We start from the raw sequence: 25,544 nt of genomic DNA, 5'->3' as shown, positions 1-25,544 counted from the left end.
TTCCTTGACCACCGCCTGATTACCTTGCGTGGGCTCTGCACCCAATGGAGTCCACCATGTCCCGCAACACCGCCCCGGCCGACGTCGAACTGCCCTTCAGCGCCAAATACGACGCCGAGCATTCCGAGGCTTATCACGACAAGCATCGCAGCGGCCTGCGCCGCCGCCTGTCCAACCACCGCGACCAGCAACTGGCTCGCCGGGCTCTCGCGCTGGCCGGCGAACCGCAATGGGTGCTGGATCTGCCATGCGGCGCGGGGCGTTTCTGGGAAGTGCTGGGCGAGCAACCAGATCGCCAGATCATCGCCGCCGACAATTCCGCGGCGATGCTGGACGTCGCCTTGCGCCACTGTCCGGCAGGCCTGCGCGCGCGCATCCGTCCGCTGCACACTTCGGCTTTCGCCATCGACCTGCCCGACGACTCGGTCGACAGCGTCTTCTGCATGCGCCTGCTGCATCACATCGGCGAGCCCGGACACCGGCTCGCCATGCTGCGCGAATTCCATCGCGTCACCCGCGACAGCGTGATCCTGTCGCTGTGGGTCGATGGCAATTACCTGTCCTGGCGGCGCAGGCAGCAGGAAGCGCGGCGGCAGCGGCGCGGCAAGACTGGCTACCAGAACCGCTACGTACTGCCGCGCGCCACCGCGGAAGCCGAATTTTCTGCCGCCGGCTTCGAGATCGCCGGGCATCTCGACTTCCTGCCCCTGCACTCGATGTGGCGCATCTATGTTCTGCGCCGCGCCTGAACGGCCCGCCGGAACGCCGATCACGGGACAGCACGATTTCGATTACTGGTGGACGCTGCCGGGCGATTGGGTGGAAGAGCCGAACGAGCGGCGGAACGGCTGGAGCGGTGTGATTCGGGCCGTAGTGGAAGATGGCGAGGTCTACATCAAGCGCCAATGCAACCACCTGTGCCGCAGCCTTCGCCATCCGCTGGGCTGGCCCACGGCCAGCCGGGAGTGGCACTTCCTGCTTCGCCTGCGCGCCCTGGGCATCGCCGCCCCCACGCCGGTCTTCCACTCGGTCCGGCATACTGCAGCCGGCACCGAAGCCGTGCTGGTTACCGCCGCACTGGCGGGTTACCATCCGCTGCACGAACTGGGAGCCTTGCCATCAGCCCGGCGTGCCGCCATCGCCGAGCTGCTGGGCCGGATGCTCGGCCGCCTGCACCGCGAGCATCTGCAACACAGCTGCCTCTATGACAAACACGTCATGGTTCGCCTGCATGACAACGCGCGACCCGATGTCGCCCTGCTCGACCTGGAGAAGATGCGCCACCGCCTGACGCCGACCCTGGCGGCCCGCCACGATCTCGCCCAGCTGCGCCGACGCCAGCGCTTTTTCGATGACCAGGACTGGGCTCGCCTGCTCGCCAGCCACACCCATGCCTTGACGGGCAGGTGGGCCTCGATTCGCCGATGAAAACTTCGCTCTCGCGCCGGCTGTTCCGCACCTTCCTCGCCATCGGTTTCATCAACGTCGCCGTTACGCTGGTCATCATCGAGAGCGTCCGACGACATGGAAGACAGCATCCTGCGGCACGAACTGGCACTGGAGCGGGCCTTCCTCGAGCAGCACGTCAGCGGCACGAAGGTCGAATCCCGCGACACCGCACTGCTGACCACCTTGTACGTGCCCGATGGTGCACTCCCGACCGAACTGCCCGAAATCTTCCGCAACCGCCCGGTGCCGTTCTCGGCCGAAGTGGAAATAGCGGACAAGACCTGGCTGATCTCCATCGAACGCATCGCAGAGCCGCCCGGCGTGATCTATCTCGCCCAGGACATCACGCTGATGGAAAGCCGCGAAGCAGCGCAGCGGATCGGCTGGGGGCTGTTCGCGCTGCTGGTGCTCGGCCTGGTCGTGCTGCTGACGCGCATCGGTACCCGCCGCATCCTCGGCCCGCTGGACGATCTCACCCGCCACATCGCGCGCCTGCAGCCGGGCTCGCCGGTCGCCCGCATCGACAGCCGCTACGAGGACATGGAGCTGGCCAACATCGCCGCCACCCTCAACCAGTTGCTCGATGCGCTCGATGCCTACGTGCAGCGCGAGAAATCGCTGGTCGGCCTGGCCAGCCACGAGCTGCGCACGCCGGTGGCGGTGATCTCAGGCGCGCTGGACGTGCTGGCGCAACGCGACTCGCTCGGCGAAGCCGACCGCCGCACCGTGGCGCGCATCCGGCGTGCTGCCGACGACATGCGCGCCGACGTCGAGACCCTGCTCAAGCTCGCACGCCGCTCGGGCGACAGCGACCAGCCGGAGGATCTCGACCTCGCCGACGGCGTGCGCGCGATCGTGGCAGAGCTCGAAGACGGCACGCCGCAACAGGCAGGGCGCATCAGTTGCGAATTGCCCGAGCCGGCCCCCGTCATCCACGCCGATCCGACCCTGGTACGCATGCTGCTGCGCAACCTGGTACAGAACGCGGTGCGCCATACCGCCGGCAAGGTGCATATCGAACTCGGCGCCCACAGCCTCAGCATCCGCGATGCCGGTGCGGGACTGCCCGAGCACATCCGTGCCCGCCTCAACGCGCCCCCGGACCGTCTCGTTCCTGAAGACGGCCTGGGGCTGTTCATCGTCCGCCTGATCTGCGAGCGCCTGGGCTGGCTGCTGCGGGTACGCCGCAGCGACGCCGGCGGCACGGTGCTGGATCTGCTGTTCCTGCCGGACGCTGCGCGCAACGCTCAGGAATGAAGCCTTGCACCCGCAGCCGCCGCAGGCTCAGTTCGGATAGACGATCTCCACCGCCTCCGGCGCCAGCCAATCGCGCAGGCTCTCCAGCAGCGCGTCGTCCAGCCGCACCCGCCAGCCGTCACCCAGAGGCAGGTCGGCCTCGGCAGCGGCGTTGCGGTAATTGACCCGCACCGGGCAGCCGCCTTCGCGGAAAGGTTCGAGCAGGGTCTGCAACTTGCCCGCCGCAGCGAGCGCGCCGCCGCTGGCCGCGACTTCGCCGTTGATGCGCACCTGCAGGGCGCGGGCGAAGCGGCTGCGCGCCTCGCCCAGGGTCAACAGGCGCTCGGCGACGATGCGCAGGCCACCGGAAAAGTCGTCGTTGCTGACCTTGCCTTCGACCACCAGCACTTCGTCGGTGACAATCTTGCCGCGGTTGGCATCGAGCACTTCGGAATAGATCGCGACCTCGCGCGGCTGGCTGCCGTCGTCGAGCTGGACGAAGGCCATCTTGCCGCGGTTGCCCATCTTGGTACGCGTTTCCATCACCACGCCGGCCATCATCGTGATGTCGCGCGAAGGCTCGAGCTGCGCCAGCGTGCGGCGCACGAAGCGGCGCACCTCGAGCTTGAAGGCATTGAAGGGATGGCCGGAGAGGAAGAAGCCGATGGCGAGCTTTTCCTCCTTCAGCCGCTCGCGCTCGGTCCACGGCCGCAGCTTGGCGAACTCCGGCGCCGCGCCGGCGGCCTCCGGCATCATGTCGAACAGGCCGCCCTGCATCGCGTTGGCCGCAGCCTGCTCGGCAGCTTCCATCGCCAGCGCCACGGTCGCCATCAACTGCGAGCGATCGAGGCCGGCGTGGCCTTCCAGCGTGTCCATCGCACCGGAACGGATCAGCGCCTCGATGACGCGGCGGTTCACCATCCTGCGGTCGACGCGTTCGCAGAAATCGAACAGGTCGCGGAAAGCGCCGGCCTTCTCGCGCGCGGCGATGATCGCCCGCACCGCCGGCTCGCCGACGCCCTTGACCGCACCCAGGCCGTAGCGGATCGTCTTGCGATCCACCGGCACGAAGCGGTAGTCCGAGGCATTGACGTCCGGCGGCAGTACCTTGATGCCGTTGGCGACGGTGTCCTCGAAGAAAATCTTGACCGTGTCGGTGTTGTCCAGGTCGGACGACATCGTCGCCGCCATGAAGGCGGCGCAGTGGTGCGCCTTCAGCCAGGCAGTGTGGTAGGTCACCACCGCATAGGCCGCGGTGTGCGACTTGTTGAAGCCGTACTCGGCGAACTTGGTCATCAGGTCGAAGAGCTGCTCGGCCAGCGCCGGGTCGTAGCCCTTCTGCTGCGCGCCTTCGGCGATGGTGGCGCGGTGCTTGGCCATCTCCTCCGGCTTCTTCTTGCCCATCGCGCGGCGCAGCATGTCGGCGCCGCCCAGGGTGTAGCCGCCGATGATCTGGCTGATCTGCATCACCTGTTCCTGGTACACGATGACGCCGTAGGTCGGCTCCAGGCAGGCTTTCAGGTCGGGGTGGAAGTAGTCGATCTCCTGCTGGCCCTTCTTGCGCAGGATGAAGTCGTCCACCATGCCCGAGCCCAGCGGGCCGGGGCGGTACAGCGCCAGTACCGCGATGATGTCCTCGAAGCGGTCGGGCGCGAGCTTCTTCAGCAGCTTCTTCATGCCCTCCGATTCGACCTGGAAGATCGCCGTGGTGTTGGCGTCCTTCAGGATCTGGTAGGCGGCGGGGTCCTCGAAGCCCAGGCTCATCAGGTCGGGCCGGCTGCCTTCCAGGCGGTCGACGTATTCCAGCGCCAGCTCGATGATGGTGAGGTTGCGCAGGCCGAGGAAGTCGAACTTCACCAGGCCGACCGCCTCGACGTCGTCCTTGTCGAACTGCGACACCGGCGAGGCATCATCGCCGTCGGCGATGTACAGCGGGCAGAAATCGGTCAGCTTGCCGGGCGCGATCAGCACGCCGCCGGCGTGCATGCCGACGTTGCGCGACAGGCCTTCCAGCGGCTGCGCCAGCCCCCACAGGGTCTGGATCGCCTCGCCGTCGTTGCCGTCCTTCATCATCTCGCCGATCTGCGGCTCCATCTCGTAGGCCTTGTTCAGCGAGACGGGCTTGGCGCCCTCGATCGGGATCAGCTTGGACAGGCGGTCGCACAGGCCGTAGGGCAGGTCGAGCACGCGGCCGACGTCGCGCACCACCGCCTTCGAGGCCATGGTGCCGAAAGTCGCGATCTGGCTGACCGCATCCTTGCCGTAGCGCTCGCGCACGTATTCGATGACGCGGTAGCGGTTGTCCTGGCAGAAGTCGATGTCGAAGTCGGGCATCGACACCCGCTCGGGGTTCAGGAAGCGCTCGAACAGCAGCGCGTAGGCGAGCGGATCGAGGTCGGTGATCTCCAGCGAATAGGCCACCAGCGAACCCGCGCCCGAGCCGCGCCCCGGCCCCACCGGCACGCCGTTGCGTTTGCCCCAGCGGATGAAGTCGGCCACGATCAGGAAGTAGCCGGGAAAGCCCATCTGGATGATGGTGTCGGTCTCGAACTTGAGCCGTTCCTCGTAGCGCGGGCGCTGCTGCTCGCGCTCCTCGGGGTGCGGGTAGAGCTGGACCAGGCGGCGCTCCAGGCCGGCCTTCGCCTCCTGGACGAGGAAGTCGTCCAGCGTCATGCCGTCGGGCGTCGGGAACAGCGGCAGGAAGTTCTTGCCGAGCTGCACCGTCAGCGAGCAGCGGCGGGCAATCTCGACGGCGTTTTCCAGCGCCTCGGGGATGTCGGCGAACAGCTCGCACATCTCCGCCTGGCTCTTCAGGTACTGCTCTTCGGTGAAGTCGCGCGGCCGGCGCTTGTCGGCCAGCACGTAACCCTGGGCGATGCACACCCGCGCTTCGTGGGCCTGGAAGTCCTCGCGCTTGAGGAATTCCACCGGATGCGTCGCCACCACCGGCAGGCCGAGCTCGCCGGCGATCTCGAGCGCCTGGCGGATGTAGCCTTCGGTGCCCGAATGGCCGGCGCGCTGGATCTCGATGTAGAAGGCCTCCGGAAACAGCCGTGCCCAGTCCGCCGCCAGTTGCGCCGCCTGCGCGGAATTGCCGGCGACGATCGCCGCGCCGATGTCGCCCTGCATCGCGCCCGACAGGCACAGCAGTTCGCTCGCCGCGCCGTTCTCGAACCACTCGCGCCGCATCTCGGCGCGGCCGCGGTACTTGTTGTCGAGATAGGCGCGCGTCAGCAGCTCGCACACCTGGCCGTAACCCGCGCGGTTCTTGCAGATCAGCAGCACGCGGTGGGGCTTGTCGCGCTCGGCCTCGTTCTGGATCCAGGCATCGACGCCGACGATCGGCTTGATACCCTTGCCGCGCGCGGTCTTGTAGAACTTGACCATGCCGAACAGGTTGGCGAGGTCGGAGATGCCGAGCGCCGGCATGCCGTCGGCCGCGGCGGCGGCGACGGCCTGGTCGATCTGGACGATGCCGTCGGTGATCGAGTATTCGGAGTGCAGGCGGAGATGGACGAAGCGCGGCGGCGAAGCTGGCAAGTCCTGGGAAAGCATGTTCTGGGAGGCAGTCATGGGCGCGATTTTACCCGAGCCTGCCGGCTCTCACCGCCTCATCCCCCGCTCGCCGCCGTGCTGCTACGGCAGCAGGACGGTCGAACCCATGGTCAGACGCGCCTCCAGGTCGCGATGGGCTTGCGCGGCATCCTTCAGCGCATAGCGCTGGTTGACGGCGATGCGCAGCTTTCCTGCGGCAACGAGTTCGAACAGCGCGGCGCTGCGTGCCTCCAGCTCCTCGCGCGTGGCGATGTAGTCGAACAGGCTCGGACGGGTGACATACACCGAACCCGCGCGCGCCAGCAGTCCGCAGTCGAACGGCGAAACCGGCCCGGTGGCATTGCCGTAGCTCACCATCATGCCCCGCCGCTGCAGGCAGGACACGGAATCGAGGAAGGTGTCGCGGCCCACCGAATCGTAGACCGCCGCTACCCCCGTACCGCCGGTCAGTTCGCGCACCCGCTCGGCGAAACGCTCGCGCGAATAGACGATCACATGGTCGCAGCCGAGCGCCTTCGCCTGCGCCGCCTTGTCGTCGTTGCCGACGGTACCGATCACGGTCGCGCCCAGCAGTTTCGCCCACTGCACCAGGATCGAGCCGACGCCGCCGGCCGCGGCATGCACCAGGATGATATCGCCCGCCTTCACCGGATAGGTGCTGTGCAGCAGGTAGTGCGCGGTGAGGCCTTGCAGCATCATCGCCGCGCCCTGCTCGAACGAGATCGCCTCGGGCAGGCGCACGAGGTGGCGGGCCTCGATGTTGCGCGCCTCGGCATAGGCGCCGAGCGGCCCGCTGGTATAGGCGACGCGGTCGCCGATCTTCAGCTCGGCCACGCCTTCGCCGACGGCCTCGACGACGCCGGCCGCTTCCATGCCCAGCCCGGACGGTAGCGACAGTGGATACAGCCCGCTGCGGTGATAGGTGTCGATGAAATTCAAGCCCACCGCATGCTGCCGGACCCGGACTTCTCCGGCGTCCGGTGCCGGCAGCGCCACCTCCTCCCATTGCAGCACTTCGGGGCCGCCGGTACGGTGAAAGCGAATCGCGTGCGTCATGTCCGTCTCCTGAGTGGAACGTGCGCGGCGGCAGTGCCTCAGCGCACGAGTGAGATGCCGATGCGCCACTGGCCGCCGTTGTCCTTGTCGTAGTCGAGCAGGGTTTCGCCGTAGCCGCCCACGTACTGCAGGTGCAGGAAGGCGCCCACGCCCGAGAACACGCTGCGGCGCAGCGGCCAGGACAGATCGAACTGGCGGCGCATCTTGCCAGCCGTGCCCCGGCGCAGCAGCGACGTGAGCATCAGGCCATCGTCCCGGCCGTAGCGCAAGCCCAATTCGGCATAGCCGCGGTAGCGGGCGATATCTGGATTGTCCTCGCGGTCGAGATAGCTCCATACCTTGGGTTCGAGGCCGAAATAGCTCACGCCGTCATCCAGGTAGTAGCGCCCCTCGGCCTTCAGGAACAAGGTGTCGATGCTGCGCGAATCCTCGTCGTCCTTGCCGTTCGATTCGTGTTCGTAGCCACCGGACAGGGCGACGAAGCCGCCGTGCGAAGGGTCGGAGATCAGCCAGCGGTAGAACAGCGAGGGACGGAAGCTGGTGTCGCGGAAAGGCTTCGAGTCCGACTGCAGGTCCCACAGCGAGGTCTGGGTGAAGCCGAAATAGAGCCCGCGCGCGACCGGGAAATGCTCGCCGACAACGCCCTGGTCGTCGAACATGCGGTAACGGAAGCTGAACTGGAAGCGCGCCGAGACCGGATCCTTGCCGCCGACGAGGAAATACATCGGCTCGTGGGCGGCAAGCGCCGAAGGCTGGACCGGCTCGCTCTGCGTCGTCGTCGCCGGGACGACGGTTCCGCTGCGCGAGAGGTTGTTCGACTGCGCCGTATCCACCGGCGTACGGAAGGCCGCTCCCGCGTCCATCACGATGCGGGCCGACGCCGCATCGGGCAGCGACAGCGTGGCGAAACCGGTGACCTCGGCCGGCCAGTGGCCGAGATAGCGCCGCTGCTGCGTGCGCTCGTCGGTCGCGGCAGCGGCAACCAGTTCGAGTCCGATGCGCGGGCCGCCGTCGGGCAGTTCGATCTGCGCCGCCAGGCGCTCCGGCAGTTCCGCCCCATCCGCCGGGGCGATGACCACGACGTCGAAGCTGCGGCCCGGCACCACACGCGGCTCGGGCGATGCCAGCAGCCACCCGTCCGCCATCGCGGGCAGGTTCGTCAGGCCCAGAGTGCATGCGAGCATGCAGTGGGCGATCGGGGCATGAAACGTCTTCGAAGCTCGGCGGGGCAACATGGACAGTGCCGGATGGGCACGTTTTCGGTAGTTGATCGAATAGCTGCGGGGGCGCCACCCGCGAAGATGGCGCCCGGCAGCTTCAGCCCGCCTGTTCGGCGCGCGAGGCCTGTGCGTCCACCACCGCCAGGGCGGTCATGTTGACCAGGCGGCGCACCGTCGCCGAAGGCGTCACGATATGCACCGGCTTGGCCGCGCCGAGCAGGATCGGCCCCACCGACACACCGTCGCCGTTGGCGATCTTCATCAGGTTGAAGGAGATGTTGGCGGCGTCGAGGTTGGGCATCACCAGCAGGTTGGCTTCGCCCTTGAGGCGCGAATCCGGGTGCAGGTTGTCGCGGATTTCCTCGGACAGCGCCGCATCGCCGTGCATCTCGCCATCGAGATTCAGGTCGGGAGCGGTTTCGCGCAGGATCTCGCAGGCACGGCGCATCTTGCGTGCCGACGCCGAAGTCGAGCTGCCGAAGCTGGAATGCGACAGCAGCGCGACGCCGGGTTCGATACCGAAGCGGCGCAATTCGTTGGCCGCCATCAGCGCAATGTCGGCCACCTCTTCGGCGCTCGGATTCTCGTTGACGTAGGTGTCCGTGATCGCGAGCATGCGCTTGGTCAGCAGCAGCAGGTTCATCGCCGCGAACTGCTTGGCGCCGGGCGCCAGACCGATGACATCCCCGACCTGCTTCAGGTGGTAATCGTAGGAGCCGAAAGTGCCGCACACCAGCGCGTCGGCATCGCCACGGCGCAGCAGCATGGCGCCGATCAGCGTGGTGTCGCGCCGGATCTTGGCCTTGGCCAGTTCGGGCGTGACGCCGTCGCGGCTCATCAACTGGTAGTACTCGGTCCACAGTTCGCGATAGCGCGGATCGGACTCCGAATTGACGATGTCGAAATCGCGTTCGGGCACGAGGTTGAGGCCGATCTTCTTGATCCGCATCTCGATCACTTCCGGGCGCCCGATCAGGATCGGCCGCGCCAGCCCTTCGTCGAGCACCACACGCACCGCATGCAGTACGCGTTCCTCTTCGCCTTCGGCGTAGATCACGCGCTTCTGCTCGATCGGCACCCGCTTGGCGGCGGAGAACACCGGCTTCATGACCATGCCGGACTGATAGACGAAGGCGTTCAGGCCCGACACGTAGGCGTCGAAATCCTCGATCGGCTTGGTCGCCACGCCCGAATCCATCGCAGCCTTCGCCACCGCCGGCGCGATCTTGACGATCAGGCGCGGATCGAAGGGCTTGGGAATGATGTATTCGGGGCCGAAGCTCAGTTCCTGGCCACCGTAGGCGCTGGCAACGACGTCGCTCGCTTCGGCCTCGGCCAGTTCGGCGATCGCCTTCACGCAGGCGAGCTTCATCTCCTCGTTGATCGTGGTCGCGCCGACGTCGAGCGCACCGCGGAAGATGAAGGGGAAGCACAGTACGTTATTGACCTGGTTCGGGAAGTCCGAACGGCCGGTGGCGACGATGCAGTCGGGACGCACGGCCTTGGCATCGGCCGGCAGAATCTCGGGGTTCGGGTTGGCAAGCGCGAAGATCAGCGGCTTGTCGGCCATCCTCGCCACCATTTCGGGCTTCAGCACGCCGGCGGTCGACAGGCCGAGGAAGATGTCGGCGCCCTCGATCACTTCGCCCAGCGTGCGGGCATCGGTCTGCTGCGCGTAACGGGCCTTGGTCGGCTCCATGTTGGCCTCGCGGCCTTCGTAGATCACGCCCTTGGAGTCGCAGACGTAGATGTTCTCGCGCCTGAGGCCGACGCTGACCATCAGGTCGAGGCAGGCGATGGCGGCCGCGCCGGCGCCGGAGCACACCAGCTTGACCTCGGCGATGTCCTTGCCCACCACCTTCAGGCCGTTGATCAGGCCGGAGGCCGAGATGATCGCGGTGCCGTGCTGGTCGTCGTGGAAGACCGGGATCTTCATGCGCTCGCGCAGCTTCTTCTCGATGTAGAAGCACTCCGGCGCCTTGATGTCTTCCAGGTTGATGCCGCCCAGCGTCGGCTCGAGCGAGGCGATGATGTCGATCAGCTTGTCGGGGTCGTTCTCGGCCAGTTCGATGTCGAAGACGTCGATGTTGGCGAACTTCTTGAACAGGCAGCCCTTGCCTTCCATGACCGGCTTGGACGCCAGCGGGCCGATGTTGCCCAAGCCAAGCACCGCGGTGCCGTTGGTGACCACGGCCACCAGGTTGCCGCGGCTGGTCAGTTCGAAGGCTTCGGCCGGATCGGCGACGATCGCATCGCAGGCCGCGGCCACGCCGGGCGAATAGGCCAGCGCGAGATCGCGCTGGTTGGTCAGGCCCTTGGTCGGGACGACCGAAATCTTGCCCCGCGTCGGCGAACGGTGGTAATCGAGCGCAGCAGCGATGAAATCCTGATCCATGTTTGGTCCCCTCTTGGAATGAGTGTGTTTTGTGAGCCGTGGCGAGCGCTGCCGCCCGCCGTATCGCGCTGCCCGGGAAAAGCGCACGCGGTTCCGCCATCCGGACAGGCTCGTTCTTGTTGTTCGGCGCTCCACCCCACCGGCCGCTCTTGTCGGTCGCGGGACGCCCGGAAATCGACGTCGCGGAAGTTTAGCGCAGCGCACAGGCCTTTGACACAGGGGTTTTACTGATATCCACTATCCGCAAACCCCCTTCCCATGCCGCTTTTTGGCAGAATGCGGGCTCCGACCGAGGGAGCGAAGAATGCGACGCGTGGTATTCAATCAGAAAGGCGGCGTGGGCAAGTCGACCATCACCTGCAATCTGGCGGCAATCAGCGCCCAGCAGGGCAAGCGCACGCTGGTCGTCGACCTGGACCCGCAGGGCAATTCCACCCAGTACCTGCTCGGCGCCTCGGCCGAGGATCTGGATGCCACGCTGGCCGACTTCTTCGACCAGACGCTGAACTTCAAGCTCAACCCGCGTGACACTTCCGACTTCGTCGTCGCCACGCCCTTCGAGCACCTGCACGTGATGCCCTCGCACCCGCTGCTCGAAGAACTGCAGGGCAAGCTGGAGTCGCGCTACAAGATCTACAAACTGCGCGATGCGCTCGAAGAGCTGGCGGACGATTTCGACTGCGTCTTCATCGACACGCCGCCGGCCCTGAACTTCTTCACCCGCTCGGCGCTGATCGCTGCCGATGCCTGCCTGATCCCGTTCGATTGCGACGAATTCTCGCGCAAAGCGCTGTATTCGCTGCTGGAGAACGTGCAGGAGATCAAATCCGACCACAACCGCGAGCTGCAGGTCGAAGGCATCGTCGTCAACCAGTTCCAGCCGCGTGCCAGCCTGCCGCAGAAAGTGGTGCAGGAACTGATCGACGAAGGCCTGCCGGTGCTGCAGCCTTATCTGTCCGCCTCGGTCAGGATCAAGGAGTCGCACGAGCAGGCGAAGCCGATGATCCACCTCGATCCCAAGCACAAGCTGTCGCAGGAATTCGTCGCCCTGCACGACACCCTGGCGCGCAAGTACGGCGCCTGACGGCACGGAGAGGCAAAGAGCCCCTGCTTCCGATGGCAAGGGGTGCCGGCGCCCACCGTCTCAGACCCCGGGGTCGGGAATCCGCAGCCGCCCGGCCATCCAGTCGATGAACGAGCGCACCCGGGACGACAGCAGCCGCGAATGCGGATACACCAGTTGCACCGGCAGCTCGGGCGGCTCGAATTCCCGCAGCAGGCGGACCAGTTGCCCGTCGGCCAGTTCGGCGGCGACCTGGTAATGCAGCAGCCGGGCGATGCCGAGCCCCTGCACGCAGGCCAGGCTGGCAGCCTGGACCTGGTTGGTGCCCAGGCGAGCCGGCACGGGCACGGTCAGGGCCTCGCCGCCGTCGATGAAATGCCACTCTCCTCCCTGCTGGGCGAAGACGATGCAGTCATGTTCGCACAACGCGGATGGGTGCGGAAGCTGCCCGGCCGCACGCAGGTAGTCCGGGCTGGCACACACCACATGCCGCGTCCTGCCCAGCGGCACCGCCACCATCGACGAATCGGGCAATTGTCCGATCCTGACGGCGAGGTCCAGCCCTTCTTCCAGCAGATCGACCATGCGGTCGAGCAGGATCAGTTCCACCCGCATCGCCGGATGCTGCGCCAGGAAGGCATTGACCAGCGGCGCGACATGGCGGCGGCCGAACTCGACCGGCGCGGTCAGGCGCAGCAGGCCGCCGGGGCTGTGCCGGCGCGCATCGAAGCTGTGCTCGATCTCGTCGAACTCGGCCAGGATGCGGCGGCTCCAGGCGAGGAATTCCGTCCCCTCGTCGGTCAAGGCCAGGCGCCGGGTATTGCGGTTCAGCAGGCGCACGCCGAGGTGTTTTTCCAGCGCCGCCAGGCTGCGCACCACCGACGCGGCAGACTGCCCCGACGCCCCTGCAGCCGCACTCAGGCTGCCGGCCTCGACGATGCGCACGAAGGTTGCCATCGCTTTCAGTTTGTCCATCGCTCGCCTTTCATTTGTGCGTCGAACGCAATGGTGTTGTCAGCCCGGCGGCATTGATGGCACACGCCAGGGCGCCGACACTCGTTCCCGTCCCGACACCGCCGCCGATTCTCGACATGAACGCAGCCGCTTCCCCGATCGTCCCCCCACCGAGCATCCCGTCGCCGCCCGGCGCGGCGCGCTGCCCGGCCCGCATCCTGGCCTACGACCATGTCGGCATCCGCGTCAGCGACCGCCGCCGCGCGCTCGATTTCTACCAGGCGCTCGGCTTTGCCGAAAGCCTGCGCTTTCCCGAGCACGAAGCCAACGAGATGCTGAGCCCGGACGGCGTGCGCATCAACCTGATCTTCAATGCCGCGCGCCGGCCCGATGCGCGCAACGTGCTGCTCGACGAACCCGTCAAGCTGCCGGGCATGACCCATCCGGCTTTCATCGTGGACGACCTCGGCGCACTGCAGGCCTGGCTGCACCAGCGACGCATCGCCGTCACCGAAGGGCCGCATCACATCGGCCCGCGCCGCATCGCGCTGTTCATCCGCGACCCGGACGGCAACGTGCTCGAATTCAACCAACTGATGGACCACCCCGAAGGAGACAGAACATGAAACTCTACGATCTGGAACTGTCCGGCAATTGCTACAAGGTCAGGCTGTTCGCGGCACTGGCGAACATCGAGCTGGAGATCGTGCCGGTCGATTTCCTCGGCGGCGAACACAAGCGCCCGCCGCTGACCGAACTCAATCCCTGGGGCGAACTGCCCATCCTGGTCGACGGCGAGCGGGTGCTGCGCGATTCGCAGGCCATCCTGGTCCACCTCGCCGGCACTTACGGCGGCGCGGCATGGTGGCCGGCCGAAGCTCATCTGCAGGCCGAGATCGTGCAATGGCTGTCCACCGCGGCGAACGAAATCCAGCATGGCCCCGCGTCCGCCCGCCTGGTGGACAAGTTCGGCTACGCCATCGACAAGGCCGGCACCCTGGCCAAGGCCGCCCGCATCCTGCCGCTGCTCGACGCCCATCTCGCCGAGCGGGACTGGCTGGCGCTGTCGCGCCCGACCATCGCCGACTGCGCGGTGTTCCCCTATGTCGCGCTGGCGCCGGAAGGCGGCATCGAGCTGGCGCCCTACCCCAACATCCTGCGCTGGATCGAGCGCGTCAAGCGCCTGCCGGGTTATCTCGCGATGCCCGGCACCTGAGCGCAGCTCAGGCCGGATCCAGCTTCGCCACTGCCAGCAGCAGCCATTTCATGCCGGCCGAGCCGAAGTTGATCTGCACCTTGGCGTCGCTGCCGCTGCCCTCGGCGGCGACGATCACGCCTTGGCCGAAGCGGGCGTGGTTGACCGTCTGGCCGATGCGCAGGCCATTGGGCAAGGCAGCGGAGGCCGGACGCGCCATCTGGGCGGAAGCGGCGGACGGCTTGAAGTAGCCGCCGCCGGCACCGCCCGTCGCGCCGCCCGCCGCCGAACGCGGGCTGGGCGGCGTCAGCCATTTCGTCAGTTCGGCGGGAATCTCCTCGAGGAAGCGCGAGCGCAGGTTGTAGCGCGTCTGACCGTGCAGCATGCGGCTCTGGGCGAAGGACAGATACAGCCGCTCGCGCGCCCGCGTCACCGCGACATACATCAAGCGGCGCTCTTCCTCCAGGCCGTCGGTCTCGAGGATGCTGTTCTCGTGCGGGAACAGGCCCTCTTCCAGCCCGGACAGGAAGACGACGTTGAACTCCAGCCCCTTGGCCGAATGCACCGTCATCAGTTGCACCGCGTCGGCGCCCTGGTCGGCCTGGTGGTCGCCCGCCTCGAGCGAGGCATGGGCGAGGAAGTCGGCCAGCAAGGCGTGATCCTGTACCTGCCCGGCCTCTTCTGCAGGCTGGAACTCGGCAAGGAAGTTGGCCGCGGCGCTCACCAGTTCGTCCAGGTTCTCCAGCCGCTCCTGGCCTTCCTTGTCGGCCTTGTAGTGCGCACGCAGGCCGCTGATGTCCAGCACGTGGTCGACCAGTTCCGGCAGTGGCAGGCTGGTCGTGTCGCGCCGCATGTCCTCGATCAGGCGCACGAACTGGCCGAGCACCGTCCCCGGTTTGCCGGAAAGATGCGGCACCGCGGCATACAGGCTGGAGTTCCAGGTGCGCGCGGCGTCGCCCAGCACTTCCAGCGTGCGTGCGCCGATGCCGCGGGTGGGGAAATTGACCACGCGGGCGAACGAAGTGTCGTCGTCCGGGTTGGCGATCAGGCGCAGGTAGGCGAGCGCGTGCTTGATCTCCTGGCGCTCGAAGAAGCGCAGGCCGCCATAAACGCGGTAGGGAATGCCGGCCGAGAACAGCTGGTGCTCCAGCACCCGCGACTGCGCGTTCGAACGGTACAGCAGCGCGATCTCGCTGCGCTGGGCGCCATCGCGCACCAGCGACTGGATCTCCTCGACGACCCAGCGCGCCTCGTCTCCGTCAGAATAGGATTCGAACACCCGGATCGGCTCGCCCGCGCCCTGGTCGGTCCACAGGTTCTTGCCGAGCCGGTTGCTGTTGTGGCGGATGATGGCGTTGGCGGCATCGAGGATGTTGCTGTGCGAACGGTAGTTCTGCTCCAGCCGGATCACGTTCTGCACGCGGAACTCGCGCTCGAAGTCGCGCATGTTGCCCACTTCGGCGCCGCGGAAGCGGTAGATGCTCTGGTCGTCGTCGCCGACGCAGAACATCGCCGCGCCGCCTTCGCGCCCTTCGTCGGCGAACTGCTTCAGCCAGCGGTACTGCAGGCGGTTGGTGTCCTGAAATTCATCGACCAGGATGTGGCGGAAACGGCGCTGGTAATGACGGCGCAGCGGCTCGTTGCGTTCGAGCAGCTCGTAGCTGCGCAGCAGCAGCTCCGCGAAATCCACAACAGACTCACGCTGGCACTGTGCTTCATACTCCTGGTAAAGCTGGACGCGCAGCCGGGTGTAGTCGTCCCAGGCCTCGACCGCATGCGGGCGAAGCCCGGCTTCCTTCTGGCCGTTGATGAAGTGCTGCAGCTCGCGCGGCGGGAATTTCTCGTCGTCGACGTTCAGCGTCTTCAGCAGGCGTTTGATCGCGGCAAGCTGGTCGCCCGAGTCCAGGATCTGGAACAGCTGCGGCAGCCCGGCATCGCGGTGGTGCGCACGCAGCAGGCGATTGGCCAGGCCGTGGAAAGTGCCGATCCACATGCCGCGGGTGTTCACCGGCAGCATCGCCGTCAGGCGGGCGAGCATTTCCTTGGCCGCCTTGTTGGTGAATGTAACCGCCAGGATGCCGGCCGGATCGACCTGGCCGGACTGGATCAGCCAGGCGATGCGGGTCGTCAGCACCCGCGTCTTGCCCGAGCCGGCGCCTGCCAGGATCAGGGCGTGTTGCGGCGGCAGGCTGACGGCCTGCAGTTGTTCGGTATTGAGATTGGCGAGCAGGTTGGACATCGGCGCTCCTTGCAAGGCCGTGCATTGTAATGCGGAGCCGCGGTGCGATCGATTCGGGCACGGCCGGCCCCTGCCCGCAGGCCTGGCAGAAAATGGCGTGACAAGCTGATGTTGCATTGCAACAACACACGGCTTGCCAAGCAGGGTTCCGATCGCTATTTTTGAGTTGTGCGAAGCAGCAAATTTGTTGGTGACAGCGGAACCATTTCACGATCGATCCGCCTAATCAACCATAAAATCAACCACAGAGAGCCGCCGCAGCCGAGTGCTGCGGCACAACATAGCTCGACGCACGGTCCACAAGACCGTCGAGAGCTCGACGCCGTGACCCGGCGTACAGGAGAAAACATCATGAAAACACCCAAACTGCTTCCGTGGTACGCCCGCAAGGCGGGTGTCTCGACCGAGCGCGCCGAGGCCCTGTGGCACAAGGCCGTGCGTGAAGCCACCGCCGAGACCGGCTGGGTCGGCAATTCGGAATACTGGGGCGCCTGCATGGACAGTTTCCTGGCCCTGCTCGACAAGGAACGCAACACCTTGTGCGCGCCGCAGGTACTGCCCTTCGTCCGCAGCCACAACCGCATGTGGCGCCTGCCCTTGCTGGCGATGGAAGACATGTGCTCGGCCCTCAATGCCAGTTGGCAGCGCCAGCGCCACGCAGGCTTCCCGCGCCGGGCTGCCTGACGCCCACTGTCCTGACTCGACCGGTGCGACCCGATCGCACCGGGACCTCGAACTCCGTGCGCGGCCCCAGGCCGCACACTCCCGTCTCCCTCCCTCTCCTTCAATGGAGATTCGGCATCCCGCTTTGGCGGGGTGCCATTTTTTTGTCTGCATGATGCCGGCGCCGCTGGCCCGCCCCGCTTCGCGGCCGGCCCCGGCTTCGCGGTATCTCGCGCGTTTCCAACGCTTCCGAGCCCGCACGCACACCCATGCAGGACAAATACCAGCCCGCCGCCGTCGAGGCGGCCGCCCAGCAGCACTGGGACTCCACCGACGCCTTCCGTGCGACCGAAGACGCGAGCAGGCCCAAGTACTACTGCCTGTCGATGTTCCCCTACCCGTCGGGCAAGCTGCACATGGGGCACGTGCGCAACTACACCATCGGCGACGTGCTCGCGCGCTTCCACCGCATGAAGGGCTACAACGTGCTGCAGCCGATGGGCTGGGACGCCTTCGGCCTGCCGGCCGAGAACGCCGCGATCAAGAACAAGGTGCCGCCGGCGAAGTGGACCTACGACAACATCGCCTACATGAAGCAGCAGCTGCAGTCGCTCGGCTTCGCCATCGACTGGAGCCGCGAGCTCGCCACCTGCCAGCCGGACTACTACAAGTGGAACCAGTGGCTGTTCCTGCGCATGCTGGAAAAAGGCATCGCCTACAAGAAGACCCAGGTGGTCAACTGGGACCCGGTCGACCAGACCGTGCTCGCCAACGAACAGGTCATCGACGGCCGCGGCTGGCGCACCGGCGCGGTGGTCGAAAAGCGTGAGATTCCCGGCTACTACCTGGCCATCACCCAATACGCCGAAGAGCTGCTGGGCGACCTCGACGAACTCGACGGCTGGCCCGAGCGGGTCAGGACCATGCAGGCGAACTGGATCGGCAAGAGCACCGGCGTGCGCTTCGCCTTCGGCCACGAGGTCCGCGACGAGACCGGCGAGCTGATCGGCGACGGCAGGCTGTGGGTGTTCACCACCCGCGCCGACACCATCATGGGCGTCACCTTCTGCGCGGTCGCCGCCGAGCACCCGCTGGCGACGCAGGCCGCGCGCGACAACCCGGAACTGGCCGCCTTCATCGAGAAGTGCAAGCACGGCTCGGTGATGGAAGCCGACATGGCGACGATGGAGAAGGAAGGCCTGCCCACCGGCCTGAGCGTCGTCCACCCGCTGACCGGCGAGCGCGTGCCGCTGTGGGTCGGCAACTACGTGCTGATGAGCTATGGCGACGGCGCGGTGATGGGCGTGCCGGCGCACGACGAGCGCGACTTCGGCTTCGCGCTGAAGTACGGCCTGCCGATCAAGCAGGTCATCGCCGTCGGCGACAACGCTTTCTCGACCGCGGCCTGGGCCGACTGGTACGGCTCCAAGGACGGGATCTGCGTCAATAGCGGCCGCTACGACGGCCTCGGCTACGCCGACGCGATCGAAGCGATCGCCGCCGACCTCGCCGCCGCCGGCGGCGAGAAGAAGGTCCAGTGGCGCCTGCGCGACTGGGGCGTGTCGCGCCAGCGCTACTGGGGCTGCCCGATCCCGATCATCCACTGCGAGCACTGCGGCGACGTGCCGGTGCCCAACGAGCAACTGCCGGTGGTGCTGCCGGAAGACTGCATCCCCGATGGTTCGGGCAACCCGCTGCTCAAGCGCAGCGACTTCATCGACGTCGCCTGCCCGAAATGCGGCGCGGCGGCGAAGCGCGAAACCGACACCATGGACACTTTCGTCGATTCGAGCTGGTACTACGCCCGCTACTGCTCGGCCGGCAATGACAAGGCCATGGTCGACGAGCGCGCCGGCTACTGGATGCCGGTGGACCAGTACATCGGCGGCATCGAGCACGCCATCCTGCACCTGCTGTATTCGCGCTTCTGGACCAAGGTGATGCGCGACATGGGCCTGGCCACGGTCAAGGAGCCCTTCGCCCGCCTGCTGACCCAGGGCATGGTGCTGAACAACGCCTGGCTGCACAAGCCGGAAGGCGGCGGCAAGAACTACTACTGGGAAAGCGAGGTCGAGGTCGTCCGCGACGCCAAGGGCCAGATCACCGGCGGCCGGCTGAAGGCCGACGGCACCGTGCTCGAGCACGAACTGACGACGATGTCGAAGTCGAAGAACAACGGCGTGGACCCGCAGGCCCTGATCGAGCAGTACGGCGCCGACACCGCGCGCTTCTTCATGATGTTCGCCAGCCCGCCGGAACAGACGCTGGAATGGAACGACGCCGGCGTCGAAGGCGCGCACCGCTTCCTGAAGCGGGTGTGGTCCTTCGCCCACGCCTACGCCACCGAGCTGCGCCCGGCGCTGCCGGCCAGCCCGACGCTGGGCACGGCCAAGCTGCCGGCCGAGCTGGCCGAGCTGCGCCGCGAGCTGCATCTGGTGCTGAAGCAGGTCGGCTACGACCTCGGCAAGCAGCAGTTCAACACCGTCGCCTCCGGCGCGATGAAGATGCTCAACGCGCTGGAGAAGGCACCACGCAGCGGTGCCGATGCCGCCGAAGTGGCCGGCGAAGGCCTGTCGATGCTGCTGCGCGTGCTGTCGCCGATCTGCCCGCACATCGCCCACGTGCTGTGGCGCGACTGCGGCTTCGGCGACGACATCCTGGACGCGCCGTGGCCCGAAGCGGCCGAATCGGCGCTGGTGCAGGACGAGGTCGAGCTGATGCTGCAGGTCAACGGCAAGCTGCGCGGCAGCGTACGCGTGGCCGCCGATGCGGGCAAGGACGCCATCGAAGCGGCCGCGCTGGCTTCCGAAGCGGCGCAGAAATTCATGGAAGGCCGGCCGGCCAGGAAAGTGGTCGTCGTGCCCGGCCGCCTGGTCAACATCGTCGCCTGAGGACAAGGCCATGCCCCACGCTTCGATACCCACCCCGCCGGCCGCCGCCGCCATGCCCTCGCGCAACCGGCGGCGCCTGCTGCTCGGCGGTGCCGGCCTCGCCGGCCTGCTGCTGTCGGGCTGCGGCTTCAAGCTGCGCGGCCCGCAGCAGCTGGATTTCGCCACGGTGCACATCAATGCCAGCGAGCTTTCGGAACTGGGCGCCAGCCTGCGCCGGCTGATCGCCACCACCGGCAGCACCACCGTCGTGGACGACCCTGCAAAGGCCGATGCCCGGCTGCAGATCCTCGCCAACAACCGCGGCCGCGAGATTCTCAGCCTGACCGGCGCAGGCAAGGTGCGCGAGTACCAACTGACGCAGACGCTGCGCTTCCAGCTGCTCGACAAGAGCGGCGCGGTGCTGCTTCCACCCACGGCGATCTCGGCGGCGCGCGAATACACTTTCGACGACTCCCAGGTGCTGGGCAAGGAGCAGGAAGAAACCCTGCTCTACAACGACATGCAGCAGGATCTGCTGCAACAGTTGATGCGCCGACTCGCCAGCGTGCAGCGCGCGCACTGAACGCCCGAACCGGCACCACGCCGTGAATCTGCGTCCGGCTCACGCGCCATGAATCTGCGCCCCGACCAACTTGCCGCCCAGCTCGACAAGCCGCTCGCCCCGCTGTGGCTGCTGCACGGCGACGAGCCGCTGCTGGTGCTCGAAGCCGCCGACGCGATCCGCGCCGCGGCGAAGCGGCAGGGCTTCGAGGAGCGCGAGACCCTGGTCGTCGGCCAGGGTTTCAAATGGGATGCGCTGGCGCTCGCCGCCGGCAACCTGTCGCTGTTCGGCGGTGCCAAGCTGATCGACCTGCGCATTCCCGGCGGCAAGCCCGGCCGCGACGGCGGCGAAGCGCTGCAGCGCTACGCCGCCAGCCTGCCGGCGCAGACCCTGACGCTGATCACGCTGCCCGAGCTCGACTGGCAGGCGCGCAAGACCGGCTGGTTCAAGGCCGTGTCGGAAACCGGCATCTGCGTCGAACTCAATGCGCCCGAACGCGAGCGCCTGCCCGACTGGATCGGCCGCCGGCTCGCCGCGCAGAAGCAGACCGCCAGCGCCGACGCCCTCGCCTTCATCGCCGAGCACGTCGAAGGCAACCTGCTCGCCGCCCACCAGGAGATCCTCAAGCTCGGTCTGCTGCACCCCGAAGGCCCATTGAACCTGGAGCAGGTGCGGGAGGCGGTGCTCAACGTCGCCCGCTACGACATCGACATGCTGCGCCAGGCCGTGACCGAAGGTGAGCCGGCGCGCTGCGCGCGCCTGCTCGAAGGCCTCAAGGGCGAAGGCGCAGCGCCGCCGCTGGTGCTGTGGACGCTGGCCAACGAAACCCGCACGCTGGCCAGCCTGTGCGCCGGACGCGACGCCGGCCAGCCGTTGCCGGCGCTGTTCAAGGCCGAACGCATCTTCGACCCGCGCCGCCAGCAGACGCTCGGCCGCGCGCTGGGACGCCTGAACCAGGGCGCGCTGCGCGCGGCGCTGATGCACGCCGCCCGCATCGACCGCATGATCAAGGGCCTGGTCGCCGGCGACATCTGGGACGAGTTCCTGCAGCTGGCGCTGCGGCTGGCACGCCGCACATAGCCCGCGGGCGACGTTCGGTGTTTTAATTGGGTTTTGGGCTGCCGCGCCCTCATCTCACCAGACACCGCGATGGACATCCAGAACTACATGCAGACCCTCGGCCGCCAGGCCCGTGCCGCTTCGCGCGTGCTGGCCGCCGCCTCCACCGCCACCAAGAACGCCGCGCTGCTGGCGATGGCCGCCGAGATCCGCGCCCGTAGCGAGGCACTGCTCGCCGCCAATGCGCAGGATCTCGCCGAAGCGCGCACCGCCGGCCTCGAGCCCGCACTGATCGACCGCCTGACGCTGACCGACAAGGGCGTCGAAGCCATGGCCGAAGGCCTCGAACAGGTCGCCGCGCTACCCGACCCGGTCGGCGAGATGACCGACATCAAGCGCCGCCCGTCCGGCATCCAGCTCGGCAAGATGCGCGTGCCGCTGGGCGTGATCGGCATCATCTACGAAGCCCGCCCCAACGTCACCGCCGACGCCGCCGCGCTGTGCCTGAAGTCCGGCAACGCCGCGATCCTGCGCGGCGGCAAGGAGGCGATCAATGCCAACCGGGCGATCGCCGCCTGCGTGCGCAGCGGCCTGCTCGCCGCCGGCCTGCCCGAGCATGCGGTGCAGGTGGTCGAGACCACCGACCGCGAAGCCGTGGGTGCGCTGATCGCGATGCCCGAGTTCGTCGACGTCATCGTGCCGCGCGGCGGCAAAGGCCTGATCGAGCGCATCTCCAGGGACGCGCGCGTGCCGGTGATCAAGCACCTCGACGGCAACTGCCACGTCTATATCGACGACGAAGCCGACCCGGCCAAGGTCGTGCCCATCGTCGAGAATTCCAAGACCCAGCGCTACGGCACCTGCAACACCGCCGAATCGCTGCTGGTCGCGCGCGGCGTCGCCGACATCTACCTCGCCGACATCGGCCGCATGCTGGCCGGCAAGGGCGTCGAGATGCGCTGCTGCGCCGATTCGCTGGCGCTGCTGCGCGAAGCCGGCATCGACGCCGCCAAGCTCGTCGCCGCCACCGAAGCCGACTGGCGCGAGGAATACCTGGCGCCGATCATCGCCATCAAGCTGGTGGACGGCCTCGACGAGGCGATCGCCCACATCAACGGCTACAGTTCGGGCCACACCGAAGCGATCGTCACCGAGAACTACAGCCACGCGATGCGCTTCCTGCGCGAGGTGGATTCGTCCTCGGTGATGGTCAATGCCTCCACCCGCTTCGCCGACGGCTTCGAATACGGCCTGGGCGCGGAAATCGGCATTTCCACCGACAAGATCCACGCTCGCGGCCCGGTCGGGCTGGAAGGCCTGACCAGCCAGAAGTGGATCGTGTTCGGCAACGGCGAGACACGCAAATAAGACGCAAGTAAGACGAAACTGAAACACAAGCGAGTGACGCAACCGAGTCGCGCCTGATTTCCGGGCGCTCTGACGGAGCCTTCCCTGATGAAAGCACTTGTCCGTACCCTGCTGGCCGCCACCTTGCTGTCGGCCAGCCTCGCCCAGGCAGTGGAAGTGGCGGGCATCGACTTCGCACCGCAGACCCAGGTCGACAACGGCACGCTGAGCCTGAACGGCGCCGGCCTGCGCACCCGGCTGACCTTCAAGGTCTATGCGATGGGGCTCTATCTGCGCAGCCCGAGCACCAGCAGCGCCGACATCCTGCAGGACGGCGGCGAGAAGCGCATCCGCATCGTCATGATCCGCGACCTCGACGGCAAGCAGTTCGCCGACGCGATGCTCGACGGGCTGAAGCGCAACCATGACGACGAAACGCTCGCGGCACTGAAGCCCTCCACAGACGCCCTGCTCGCCGCAGTGCAGGGCAGCGGCGAAGCCAAGGCCGGCACCGAAGTGATCCTCGACCGGCTCGCCAGCGGCGCGACGCGCCTGCTGATCAACGGCCAGCCGCAGAGCAGCGACATAAGCGATCCGGCTTTCTACCCCGCCCTGCTGCGCATCTGGCTGGGCGAGCGGCCGGCCGACTCCGGCCTCAAGGCGAGCCTGCTGAAACCCGCACAATAGACAGCAGGCGCGCAATGCGAACTCCGGACTCCTCGACGGACATCGACTTTGACGCGGTGATCGCACTGCCCTTCGGGCCGTTCGGCATCCGCGCAGCCGACGGCGCCGTCGGCGAACTCGTCTTCCTGCCGCCGGACACGCCGCTTCGCGCGCCGACGAACGACACCGCCCGCATCGCAGCCGAAGCCCTGCACGACTGGATCGAGCATCCGGAACAGCCCTTTCCGCTGTCGCTGCGCGAATGCGGCACGCCTTTCCAGCGCCGGGTGTGGGCGGAGATCAGCGCCATTCCGGCAGGCCGGACGCGGACCTACGGCGAACTGTCGGCCCGGCTCGGCAGCGCGGCACGCGCGGTCGGCCAGGCCTGCGGCGCCAACCCCTATCCGCTCGTCGTACCCTGCCATCGCGTCACCTCGGCCAGCGGCCTCGGCGGCTTCGCCAATGCCACCGGCGGCTGGCTGCTCGACGTCAAGCGCTGGCTGCTGAGGCACGAAGGCGCGGCATGACGGCGCGCCCGGCCGCTGCCGAAACCGGCCTGGCCGCCGAAATCCGCAGCGAACTCGACCGCTTCACCGACAGCCTGTGGCTGGAGCACGGCCTCGCGCGCAACACCCTCGACAGCTACCGCAGCGACCTCGCCCTGTTCGCGGCCTGGCTGGCGGAACGCGGCCTGTCACTGCCGCGCGCGCGGGCGAGCGAGCTCGCCGCCTATCTGGCCGAATTCAGCCTGCGTGCCCGCCCGGCCAGCCAACGCCGCCTGCTGTCTGCCTGGCGGCGCTATTACCGTCATCTGCTCGCCAACCGCGAGATCGCCGAAGACCCGACGCTGATGCTGGACCCGCCGCTGCCCGGCCAGCGCTTTCCGAAGACGCTCAGCGAAGCCCAGGTCGAAGCACTGCTCGCCGCGCCCGACCTCGGCACGCCGCAGGGCCTGCGCGACCGCTGCATGCTCGAAGTGCTGTACGCCGCCGGGCTGCGCGTATCCGAGTTGATCGGGCTGAAGCTGTTTGCCGTCAGCCTGGACCAGGGCGCGCTGCGGGTGATGGGCAAAGGCAGCAAGGAAAGACTCGTGCCGCTCGGCGAAATCGCCGCCGACTGGCTCGTGCGCTACCTGCGCGAAGCCCGCCCGGCGCTGCTCGCCGGCCGCAGTTGCGACGAAGTTTTCGTCACCCGCCTCGGCAGCGGCATGACACGGCAGATGTTCTGGCGCATCATCAAGCAGAACGCACTGCTGGCCGGCATTCCCCAGGAGCGCATTTCCCCCCATACGCTGCGCCATGCATTTGCGACCCATTTGCTCAACCATGGGGCCGATCTGCGCGTCGTCCAATTGCTGCTCGGCCACGCCGACATCTCGACCACCCAGGTGTATACCCATGTGGCACGTGAAAGACTCAAGCAACTGCATGCCAAGCATCACCCTCGGGGCTGACGGCGGCGCTGTTCTCCCGCCCCGCTCCATCTCTCCAGCTTTTCCCGGATTCCGATCATGAGCCGACACGATATCCGTCCGCCGGAGACTCCGGCGACCCGTTTCCTGAAACAGCACGGCCTGGCCTATTCGAGCCATCTTTACGAATACGAGGAACACGGCGGCACCGCCGTTTCTTCCCGCGAATTGAATGTCGACGAGCACGCGGTGATCAAGACCCTGATCATGGAAGACGAAAATGCCCGCCCATTGATCGTGCTGATGCATGGCGACCACAAAGTCTCGACAAAGGACCTTGCCCGCCAGACCGGGCGCAAGCACATCGAACCGTGCAAGCCCGAAGTCGCCAATCGCCATACGGGCTACCTCGTCGGTGGCACCTCGCCTTTCGGCACCCGCAAGGCCATGCCGGTCTTCATGGAGAGAAGCATTCTCGACCTGCCGCTGATCTATATCAATGGCGGCCGCCGCGGCTATCTCGTCGGCGTTCATCCGCACGACATTCTTCGAATCCTGCGGGCCGAACTGGTCGAAGTGGCGAATTGATTGCCCCGAATGGCGC

21 protein-coding genes are annotated in these 25,544 nt (G+C 67.1%); 15 read left to right on the top strand and 6 right to left on the bottom strand.

Annotated features, from left to right (window positions below; translation table 11 throughout):
* Positions 1-56 precede the first annotated feature (56 nt).
* From AAFL97_RS03200 to AAFL97_RS03190, 3 genes are all read left to right on the top strand, one after another.
* Positions 57-749 carry a class I SAM-dependent methyltransferase gene (locus tag AAFL97_RS03200; RefSeq protein ID WP_341643683.1) on the top strand — a complete coding sequence of 231 codons (693 nt, stop codon included), beginning with the start codon at positions 57-59 and terminating at the stop codon, positions 747-749.
* Positions 730-1,428: a lipopolysaccharide kinase InaA family protein gene (locus AAFL97_RS03195; RefSeq protein ID WP_341643682.1), complete on the top strand. Its 699-nt coding sequence runs from the start codon at positions 730-732 to the stop codon at positions 1,426-1,428. The genes AAFL97_RS03200 and AAFL97_RS03195 overlap by 20 nt, the downstream gene beginning before the upstream one ends.
* A 96-nt stretch (positions 1,429-1,524) precedes the next feature.
* Positions 1,525-2,706 (top strand): HAMP domain-containing sensor histidine kinase, encoded by a 1,182-nt coding sequence (locus tag AAFL97_RS03190; protein ID WP_341643681.1) that lies wholly within the window; start codon positions 1,525-1,527, stop codon positions 2,704-2,706.
* A 27-nt stretch (positions 2,707-2,733) separates the two neighbouring features.
* Here the strand turns inward: AAFL97_RS03190 and dnaE are convergent, their stop codons facing one another.
* The 4 genes from dnaE to AAFL97_RS03170 form a co-directional block, all read right to left on the bottom strand.
* On the bottom strand, positions 2,734-6,258 hold the full coding sequence (gene dnaE / locus AAFL97_RS03185; RefSeq protein ID WP_341643680.1) for a DNA polymerase III subunit alpha: 3,525 nt from the start codon (positions 6,256-6,258) through the stop codon (positions 2,734-2,736).
* Positions 6,259-6,321: 63 nt separating this feature from the next.
* A complete protein-coding gene (locus AAFL97_RS03180) occupies positions 6,322-7,296 on the bottom strand; it encodes a quinone oxidoreductase family protein (protein WP_341643679.1) in 975 nt (324 codons plus the stop codon).
* 38 nt (positions 7,297-7,334) lie between these two features.
* Positions 7,335-8,480 carry a phospholipase A gene (locus AAFL97_RS03175; protein WP_341643678.1) on the bottom strand — a complete coding sequence of 382 codons (1,146 nt, stop codon included), beginning with the start codon at positions 8,478-8,480 and terminating at the stop codon, positions 7,335-7,337.
* Between the two features lie 133 nt (positions 8,481-8,613).
* Positions 8,614-10,911, bottom strand: a complete 2,298-nt coding sequence (locus tag AAFL97_RS03170) for an NADP-dependent malic enzyme (protein ID WP_341643677.1) — start codon at positions 10,909-10,911, stop codon at positions 8,614-8,616.
* 304 nt (positions 10,912-11,215) lie between these two features.
* On the opposite strand from AAFL97_RS03170, the gene AAFL97_RS03165 reads away from it, so the two are divergent.
* On the top strand, positions 11,216-11,995 hold the full coding sequence (locus AAFL97_RS03165) for a ParA family protein (RefSeq protein ID WP_263463031.1): 780 nt from the start codon (positions 11,216-11,218) through the stop codon (positions 11,993-11,995).
* A gap of 60 nt (positions 11,996-12,055) precedes the next feature.
* Here the strand turns inward: AAFL97_RS03165 and AAFL97_RS03160 are convergent, their stop codons facing one another.
* Positions 12,056-12,949 (bottom strand): LysR substrate-binding domain-containing protein, encoded by an 894-nt coding sequence (locus AAFL97_RS03160; protein ID WP_341643676.1) that lies wholly within the window; start codon positions 12,947-12,949, stop codon positions 12,056-12,058.
* 116 nt (positions 12,950-13,065) lie between these two features.
* Here AAFL97_RS03160 and AAFL97_RS03155 point away from each other — a divergent pair, with 116 nt between their 5' ends.
* Entirely contained in the window at positions 13,066-13,554 is a 489-nt protein-coding gene (locus AAFL97_RS03155) for a VOC family protein (protein ID WP_263463034.1), read from the top strand.
* Entirely contained in the window at positions 13,551-14,144 is a 594-nt protein-coding gene (locus AAFL97_RS03150; RefSeq protein WP_341643675.1) for a glutathione S-transferase family protein, read from the top strand. Before AAFL97_RS03155 ends, AAFL97_RS03150 begins: the two co-directional genes overlap by 4 nt.
* Positions 14,145-14,151: 7 nt before the next feature.
* Here the strand turns inward: AAFL97_RS03150 and AAFL97_RS03145 are convergent, their stop codons facing one another.
* Positions 14,152-16,362, bottom strand: a complete 2,211-nt coding sequence (locus AAFL97_RS03145) for a UvrD-helicase domain-containing protein (protein WP_341643674.1) — start codon at positions 16,360-16,362, stop codon at positions 14,152-14,154.
* A 351-nt stretch (positions 16,363-16,713) separates the two neighbouring features.
* Between AAFL97_RS03145 and AAFL97_RS03140 the strand changes: the two genes are divergently transcribed.
* The 9 genes from AAFL97_RS03140 to ybaK all read left to right on the top strand — a co-directional run bounded on the left by AAFL97_RS03140 (position 16,714) and on the right by ybaK (position 25,528).
* Entirely contained in the window at positions 16,714-17,046 is a 333-nt protein-coding gene (locus AAFL97_RS03140; protein ID WP_341643673.1) for a hypothetical protein, read from the top strand.
* 248 nt (positions 17,047-17,294) lie between these two features.
* A complete protein-coding gene (gene leuS / locus AAFL97_RS03135) occupies positions 17,295-19,916 on the top strand; it encodes a leucine--tRNA ligase (RefSeq protein ID WP_341643672.1) in 2,622 nt (873 codons plus the stop codon).
* A gap of 10 nt (positions 19,917-19,926) precedes the next feature.
* Positions 19,927-20,478: an LPS-assembly lipoprotein LptE gene (locus tag AAFL97_RS03130; protein WP_341643671.1), complete on the top strand. Its 552-nt coding sequence runs from the start codon at positions 19,927-19,929 to the stop codon at positions 20,476-20,478.
* Positions 20,479-20,526: 48 nt separating this feature from the next.
* Positions 20,527-21,537: a DNA polymerase III subunit delta gene (gene holA, locus AAFL97_RS03125; RefSeq protein ID WP_341643670.1), complete on the top strand. Its 1,011-nt coding sequence runs from the start codon at positions 20,527-20,529 to the stop codon at positions 21,535-21,537.
* Positions 21,538-21,606: 69 nt separating this feature from the next.
* A complete protein-coding gene (locus AAFL97_RS03120; RefSeq protein ID WP_341643669.1) occupies positions 21,607-22,884 on the top strand; it encodes a glutamate-5-semialdehyde dehydrogenase in 1,278 nt (425 codons plus the stop codon).
* An 87-nt stretch (positions 22,885-22,971) separates the two neighbouring features.
* On the top strand, positions 22,972-23,550 hold the full coding sequence (locus AAFL97_RS03115) for a chalcone isomerase family protein (RefSeq protein ID WP_341643668.1): 579 nt from the start codon (positions 22,972-22,974) through the stop codon (positions 23,548-23,550).
* A 14-nt stretch (positions 23,551-23,564) separates the two neighbouring features.
* On the top strand, positions 23,565-24,056 hold the full coding sequence (locus tag AAFL97_RS03110; RefSeq protein WP_341643667.1) for a methylated-DNA--[protein]-cysteine S-methyltransferase: 492 nt from the start codon (positions 23,565-23,567) through the stop codon (positions 24,054-24,056).
* Complete coding sequence (gene xerD, locus AAFL97_RS03105) at positions 24,053-24,982, top strand: site-specific tyrosine recombinase XerD (protein ID WP_341643666.1); 930 nt, start codon at positions 24,053-24,055, stop codon at positions 24,980-24,982. The genes AAFL97_RS03110 and xerD overlap by 4 nt, the downstream gene beginning before the upstream one ends.
* Before the next feature lie 57 nt (positions 24,983-25,039).
* The gene (gene ybaK / locus AAFL97_RS03100; protein ID WP_263460946.1) at positions 25,040-25,528 is read left to right on the top strand and encodes a Cys-tRNA(Pro) deacylase; all 489 of its coding nucleotides are present in this window, start codon (positions 25,040-25,042) and stop codon (positions 25,526-25,528) included.
* The last annotated feature ends 16 nt before the right edge of the window (positions 25,529-25,544 follow it).

Origin of the sequence: Thauera sp. SDU_THAU2, from assembly GCF_038260575.1 — a bacterium.
Taxonomy (GTDB): Bacteria; Pseudomonadota; Gammaproteobacteria; order Burkholderiales; family Rhodocyclaceae; genus Thauera.
The sequence above is the reverse complement of the archived record's forward strand: the minus strand, read 5'-3'. Positions and strand labels throughout refer to the sequence as shown.

Coding starts and splice junctions, on each gene's coding strand:
- AAFL97_RS03200 (WP_341643683.1), top strand. CDS start 57: ATGTCCCGCAACACCGCCCCGGCCGACGTCGAACTGCCCTTCAGCGCC.
- AAFL97_RS03195 (WP_341643682.1), top strand. CDS start 730: ATGTTCTGCGCCGCGCCTGAACGGCCCGCCGGAACGCCGATCACGGGA.
- AAFL97_RS03190 (WP_341643681.1), top strand. CDS start 1,525: ATGGAAGACAGCATCCTGCGGCACGAACTGGCACTGGAGCGGGCCTTC.
- dnaE (WP_341643680.1), bottom strand. CDS start 6,258: ATGACTGCCTCCCAGAACATGCTTTCCCAGGACTTGCCAGCTTCGCCG.
- AAFL97_RS03180 (WP_341643679.1), bottom strand. CDS start 7,296: ATGACGCACGCGATTCGCTTTCACCGTACCGGCGGCCCCGAAGTGCTG.
- AAFL97_RS03175 (WP_341643678.1), bottom strand. CDS start 8,480: ATGCTCGCATGCACTCTGGGCCTGACGAACCTGCCCGCGATGGCGGAC.
- AAFL97_RS03170 (WP_341643677.1), bottom strand. CDS start 10,911: ATGGATCAGGATTTCATCGCTGCTGCGCTCGATTACCACCGTTCGCCG.
- AAFL97_RS03165 (WP_263463031.1), top strand. CDS start 11,216: ATGCGACGCGTGGTATTCAATCAGAAAGGCGGCGTGGGCAAGTCGACC.
- AAFL97_RS03160 (WP_341643676.1), bottom strand. CDS start 12,949: ATGGACAAACTGAAAGCGATGGCAACCTTCGTGCGCATCGTCGAGGCC.
- AAFL97_RS03155 (WP_263463034.1), top strand. CDS start 13,066: ATGAACGCAGCCGCTTCCCCGATCGTCCCCCCACCGAGCATCCCGTCG.
- AAFL97_RS03150 (WP_341643675.1), top strand. CDS start 13,551: ATGAAACTCTACGATCTGGAACTGTCCGGCAATTGCTACAAGGTCAGG.
- AAFL97_RS03145 (WP_341643674.1), bottom strand. CDS start 16,362: ATGTCCAACCTGCTCGCCAATCTCAATACCGAACAACTGCAGGCCGTC.
- AAFL97_RS03140 (WP_341643673.1), top strand. CDS start 16,714: ATGAAAACACCCAAACTGCTTCCGTGGTACGCCCGCAAGGCGGGTGTC.
- leuS (WP_341643672.1), top strand. CDS start 17,295: ATGCAGGACAAATACCAGCCCGCCGCCGTCGAGGCGGCCGCCCAGCAG.
- AAFL97_RS03130 (WP_341643671.1), top strand. CDS start 19,927: ATGCCCCACGCTTCGATACCCACCCCGCCGGCCGCCGCCGCCATGCCC.
- holA (WP_341643670.1), top strand. CDS start 20,527: ATGAATCTGCGCCCCGACCAACTTGCCGCCCAGCTCGACAAGCCGCTC.
- AAFL97_RS03120 (WP_341643669.1), top strand. CDS start 21,607: ATGGACATCCAGAACTACATGCAGACCCTCGGCCGCCAGGCCCGTGCC.
- AAFL97_RS03115 (WP_341643668.1), top strand. CDS start 22,972: ATGAAAGCACTTGTCCGTACCCTGCTGGCCGCCACCTTGCTGTCGGCC.
- AAFL97_RS03110 (WP_341643667.1), top strand. CDS start 23,565: ATGCGAACTCCGGACTCCTCGACGGACATCGACTTTGACGCGGTGATC.
- xerD (WP_341643666.1), top strand. CDS start 24,053: ATGACGGCGCGCCCGGCCGCTGCCGAAACCGGCCTGGCCGCCGAAATC.
- ybaK (WP_263460946.1), top strand. CDS start 25,040: ATGAGCCGACACGATATCCGTCCGCCGGAGACTCCGGCGACCCGTTTC.